Consider the following 5,668-nt stretch of genomic DNA (forward strand, 5'->3'; position numbering starts at 1 on the left):
GGGGATGCTGTGTGTGGCGGCCATGGCCAGCAGGTGGTTGTAGGCCGAGCGGCTGGTGTGGACTGCTTTGGCGTCCAGCAGGGCGCCCACGTCGCGCAGCGGCGCATGGTGCCGGTCGAACGGGACGCCGTTGACGGTGACGGAGCCCGACGTCGGTCGGTCCAGGCCCATGATCATGCGCATGGTGGTGGACTTGCCGGCGCCGTTGGGACCCAGGAAACCGGTGACCCGGCCGGCTTCGACGGTGAAATTGACTCCGGTGACGGCGGCTTTTTCGCCGTACACCTTGGTCAGGCCTCGTGCTTCGATCATGGAAGCGTTCCTTTGCGTTGCGTGCGGTTGTGTACGCACCACGCTACCGGCGGGAGCCGGTGAATTCGCCGCTCTCAGGGATGATTCAGGGGCGAATCAGGGTAATCCGCGGGGATGACGGCGGGTCAGTCCTGCGGCTCCGGTGTGTAGTACACCAGTCCGCCGGGCAGCACCGAGAACTCCACGGCGCGGACGCCGGGCATGACTTCGCCGTCCACCGCCAGCACCATCGAAGAGTCCCCCGGTTCCACCCGGATCCGGGTGGCTTCGCGCAGGTGCGTGATCCGCGAGGTCGCCACGGTCCCGGTCAGCACGGACCACAGCAGGCGCAGGCGGGCAAATGACTCGTCAGCGGTGATCATCCGCAGGTCCAGCACGCCGTCGTCCAGTACCGGCCGGGCCAGGGGCGCATGGTCACGCGGGTAGTAGCGCCCGCGGCCAACGTAGAGGATCCAAAGCTTGTGCCGCACGCCGTCCACGATCAAGGTGCTGGGTGTGCCCGCGGCGAAGGTCCGGAACATCGCGATGACCCCGGCCAGCGGTTTCCCCAGCGCCGGCTGGAGGTGCTCCCGCCGGCGCACCAGGTTGGGATACAGGCCGATGCTGGCCGTGTTCAGCATGGTCAGTTCCAGCTGCTCCGGGCTGTCCGGCAGCCCGCGTTCGAGTTTCACGTGACCAAGGTCCGCACGCGCCGCCTGCCCCTTGTCGGCCGCGTCGACGGCGGCCTGCAAGGTGGGGGTGCCGGCGTCCCGGGCGAAGTGGTTCAGCGTTCCGCCGGGCAACACCAGGAGCGGGAGGGAATGCTCGACGGCGGCCGCCGCGGCGGTGCCCACGGTGCCGTCTCCGCCCCAGACGCCGAGCGCGACGACGCCGGGCCGGGTCGCCACCGCTGCAATTTCAGCCGCGACGTCATCGTCCGGACCGATCTCCTTTATATGCGCCTGGGGGAATACTTTTTGCAGGGCGTCGGCGGTTTCGGCCGAGTAGGACCCGCCCAGCGTGTTGACGGCGATGCCGAGTCCCTCGCCGCCGGGCAGCGGGGCGGCCTCGACCGGGGTGCGCCGGACCGCGGGGAACGGCGGACGGACCGGCCACCACTTCCGCGTCACCAGGGCCGCGCCGGCCCCGATCGCCGAGCCGAAGAAGACGTCCGTGGGCCAGTGCGCCCCGGTGTGGACCCTGGAATAGGCCACTCCGGCGGCGACCGGCGCCAGCGCGACGCCCAGTGCCGGGCGGACCAGCCCCACGCCGACGGCAAAGGCGGCGGCCGACGCGGAGTGCCCCGAGGGCATGGACGAACTGGTGGGCTGCGGGTTGACGAAGCGGAAGACGGGCAGGTGTTCGGGCAGCGGCCGGGCGCGCGGCAGCAGGGACTTGAAGACCAGGTTGGTCACGGCGGACGCCGCTCCCTGGGCCAGGACGCCGTGCAGGGCCGCGCGCCTGGTCTTGCCTGGGACGAGGGCCATCACCGCGGCAATGCCGAGCCAGAGCTTGCCCTGGTCGGCGGCCGAGGAGAGCCTCCGGAAGAAGTCGTCATGGCTCCCGCCGGGCAGCCGGGAGACGGAGCGGACCAGTTTCCGGTCCAGCTTCTCCAGCCGGCCAGGGGTGTTTCTCAGCATGCTTCGCATTTCCCCACCCTACTGCGGGGCGCCGCCGGGCAAAGGCAGTGACCCGGGTGCCGGGTCTCTCGGCTGCTCAGTGGGCGCGCACGGGCCTCGCGGCGCCGGCGAGCAGCAGGGCAACCAGAATGGGCGCCCCGATGGCGAGCAGCGCCAGCCGGATCCCGGTCAGGTCGCCGAGGTAGCCCAGCAGGGGCGGCCCGGCCAGGAATGCGATGTAGCCCAGGGTCGACACGACGGACACCCGCGCCGCGGCGTGCTTGGGGTCATCGGCTGCGGCGGACATGCCCATCGGGAAGGCGAGGGCCGCTCCCACGCCCCAGAGCGCCGCGCCGGCGGTGGCGAGCCACAGGTTGCCGGCAAAGACGAAGAAGACCAGCCCTGCCGCGGCCGCAGCCATGCTGGCCCGCAGCACCGCCACCCGGCCGTACACATCGATCGCCCGGCCGCCGAAGAAGCGCATAGCGGTCATCGCCAGCACGAAGGCGGCAAACAGCAGGGCTCCGGTGGACTGCTCGGCACCCAGCCCGTCCACCGCCGCCTTGGCGATCCAGTCGTTGCCGGCACCCTCGGTCAGGGTGGCGCCCAGGACGACGACGCCGAGCAGCAACGTCCGGCTGTCCCGCCAGGCGGAGCCGGTCCGCGGCGCCTTGGCCCCGCCGTCGGCCGGAGCAGGCTCCGGCACATGCGGCAGGAAATAGCGGGGCGCCACCAGCGCAGCCACGACGACGACGCCGGCGATGACCAGCAGGTGCACCGGGAGCCCGACGTCGATCCGGGACAGGCCGGCGCCGATGAGCGCACCCACGAAGGCGCCGCCGCTGTACGCGGCGTGGAACTGCGGCATGATGGTGCGGCCCAGTCGGTGTTCGACGTCCGCGCCCTCGATGTTCTGCGAGACGTCCCAGAGACCGATGCCAATGCCAAAGAAGAAGAGCGATACTGCGGTTCCGACGATCGAACCGCCGTTAAGGGACAAGGCGATTCCCACACCGGCGGCCGCTGCCAGCAGGCCGGCCGCGCGGACGGTGTTGCCTGTCCCCAGCCGGCCCACTACCCAGCCCGCCGTCGGCAGCGCAATCAGCGAACCCACGGCGACGCAGAGCAGCAGGGTTCCCATCTCTCCCGACGTGATGTGCAGGATTTCGGTGACCGCCGGGATGCGTGCGGCCCAGCTTGCGAAGACAAGGCCGTTGATCCCGAAGATCAGGAAGGTCGCCCCGGCGGCGGCCTGCAGCCTGGGGGCCGTTGCGGTACCGGTCATCGGATCACTGCTTCCGCTGCTTGTTGTGCGCGTTCTTCATGTTCTCCAAATTAACGGGCCCGCTCGACGCGTTTCTCATCCCAGACCGGTTCGGCCGATTCATAGACCTTGCCGTCGGAGCCGAAGACCAGGAAGCGGTCGAAGGTGCGGGCGAACCAGCGGTCGTGGGTCACGGCCAGGACCGTGCCCTCGAAGTGGTCGATGGCCCGTTCCAGCGCCTCGGCCGAGTGCAGGTCCAGGTTGTCCGTCGGTTCGTCGAGCAGCAGCAGGGTCGCGCCGGAGAGCTGCAGCAGCAGGATCTGGAACCGGGCCTGCTGGCCGCCGGAGAGGGACTCGTACTTTTGTTCCGACTGCGCAGCCAGGCCGTAACCGTCGAGGGCGCCGGCGGCGGCTTCGCGGCCCAGCCCGGACCGGTGCTCGTCGCCGCGGTGCAGGATCTCCAGCAGGGTCTTGCCCAGCAGGTCGGGCCGGACGTGCGTCTGCGCGAAGAAACCGGGACGGATCCGGGCCCCGAGTTTCACGGTGCCCTCGTGCGGGACTTCGGCGATCTCGACGTCGGATACGGGCAGGTGCTCCCGTTCCGGGTCGGTCCCGCCGGTGGCGAGCAGGCGCAGGAAGTGGCTCTTGCCGGAGCCGTTGGAGCCGAGGACGCCCACCCGGTCGCCGAACCAGACCTCGGTGGAGAAGGGCCTCATCAGCCCGGTCAGCTCCAGCTTCTCCGCCACGATGGCGCGCTTGGCCGTGCGGCCGCCCTTCAGCCGCATCTGGACGTTCTGCTCAATCGGCAGCGCCTCGGGCGGCCCGGCCTCGAGGAACTTCGCCAGCCGGGTCTGCGCCGCGTGGTACCGGTTGGCCATGTCGGAACGGAACGCCGCCTTGTTCTTGTACATGTTGACGAGTTCCTTGAGCTTGACGTGCTCCTCGTCCCAACGCTTGCGCAGCTCCTCGAAACGGGCGTTCCGGTCCGCGCGGGCGTCCACGTAGGAGCCGAAGCCGCCGCCGTGGATCCACGCGCCGGCGCCGTTGATGCCAGGCTCCAGGGTCACGATGCGGCCGGCGGCGTTGTTCAGCAGTTCGCGGTCGTGGCTGATGAACAGCACGGTCTTCTTGGATTCGTTGAGCTTCGCCTCGAGCCAGCGCTTGCCGGGGACGTCCAGGTAGTTGTCCGGCTCGTCGAGCAGCAGCAGTTGGTCGGGTCCGGCGAACAGCGCCTCCAGCACCAGCCGCTTCTGTTCGCCGCCGGAGAGGCTCGACGCCGGCCGGTGCTGCGCGCGGTCAAAGGGCAGTCCGAGGGCGGCCATGCACACCTCGTCCCAGACGGTCTCAACGTCGTAACCGCCGGCGTCGCCCCAGTCCACGATGGCCTGCGCGTACGCCATCTGGGTGGGCTCGTCGTCGTGYTCSATCATGGCCAGCTCCGACTCGTCGACGGCCCGGGCGGCGGCCGCCAGGGCCGGCGGCGCGGCCGAGACCAGCAGGTCCCGGACAGTCGATTCGTCCCGGACCTGGCCGACGAACTGGCGCATAATGCCCATGTTGCCGGAGCGGCCGACGACGCCTTCGTCCGGGACGAGGTCACCGGAGATGATCCGGAACAGCGTGGTCTTGCCCGTCCCGTTCGGTCCGATCAGCGCCGTCTTGGTGCCGGCGGGGACCTTGAACGTCACCCCGTTGAGCAGCTGGGTGCCGTCGGAGAGGAAGTAGTCGATGCCGGAAACGTCAATATGGGCCACTGTGCAATCTTCCCATGGCAGGTACGGGCCGGCCCGCGGAACGCCTGACTCAGCCGGCGGCGGTGAGGAACTCCTTGAGCAGCGGCCCGGACGTGGTGGCGCCGAGGCCGCCGTCCTCGACAAAAACGGCCACCGCGAGGTCGCCGTGCACGGCCACGATCCATGCATGGGTCTTGGGCGGATCCTCCTTACCGAACTCCGCCGTCCCGGTTTTGGCGCCCACGGGCGCGCCGGGCACCGAGGCGAGGAAGCCGGCGTGCCCGGAGGTCACCACGGCGCGCATCATGTCAGCCAGGGGTGCCGCTTCCGCGGCCGTAAGGGGGGTGCCGGCGGACTTCGCGGGGGCGGGGGCCGACGACGACGGTTCCGCGGTCGGTCCCGCCGTCGGGGTGGCGCTTCCCGCCGCCGCGGCGTTGGGATTGAGCACCAGCGACGGCGAAACCGGCGCCCCCTTGGCCACCGAGCCGGCCATGACGGCGGCGGCGAGCGGGGACATCAGTACCTTGCCCTGGCCGATCATCGATGCCGCGTGCTCGGTACCGGAGGCATCGCCCGGGACCGAGCCGAGGAACGCGGCGGCGCCCAGGCCCGGCGCGTCCACGGCGACGCCCAGGGACGTGGCGGCGGCTTCCTGTTGGGCCTGGCTGACCTGGTCCCGGGCATTGATGAACGCGGTATTGCAGGAATGGGCGAAGGCATCCCGCAGCGTCACGGAGCCCAGCGACGACGCCGGATAGCCC

5 protein-coding genes are annotated in these 5,668 nt (G+C 70.4%); all 5 read right to left on the reverse strand.

Annotated elements, in window-relative coordinates:
• A partial coding sequence (locus tag AB4Y86_RS10565) for an ATP-binding cassette domain-containing protein (RefSeq protein WP_441402189.1) occupies positions 1-312 on the reverse strand: 312 nt, incomplete at its 3' end.
• A gap of 125 nt (positions 313-437) precedes the next feature.
• Complete coding sequence (locus AB4Y86_RS10570) at positions 438-1,940, reverse strand: bifunctional phosphatase PAP2/diacylglycerol kinase family protein (protein ID WP_441402190.1); 1,503 nt, start codon at positions 1,938-1,940, stop codon at positions 438-440.
• Between the two features lie 67 nt (positions 1,941-2,007).
• Positions 2,008-3,195, reverse strand: coding sequence for an MFS transporter (locus AB4Y86_RS10575; RefSeq protein WP_441402191.1), 1,188 nt, complete (start codon positions 3,193-3,195; stop codon positions 2,008-2,010).
• A gap of 50 nt (positions 3,196-3,245) precedes the next feature.
• A complete protein-coding gene (locus tag AB4Y86_RS10580; RefSeq protein WP_441402192.1) occupies positions 3,246-4,928 on the reverse strand; it encodes an ABC-F family ATP-binding cassette domain-containing protein in 1,683 nt (560 codons plus the stop codon).
• Between the two features lie 49 nt (positions 4,929-4,977).
• The coding region (locus AB4Y86_RS10585) for a penicillin-binding transpeptidase domain-containing protein (protein ID WP_441402193.1) at positions 4,978-5,668 on the reverse strand (691 nt) is incomplete at its 5' end.

Source organism: Arthrobacter sp. 2YAF22_2, assembly GCF_052114645.1.
Classification (GTDB): domain Bacteria; phylum Actinomycetota; class Actinomycetes; order Actinomycetales; family Micrococcaceae; genus Arthrobacter.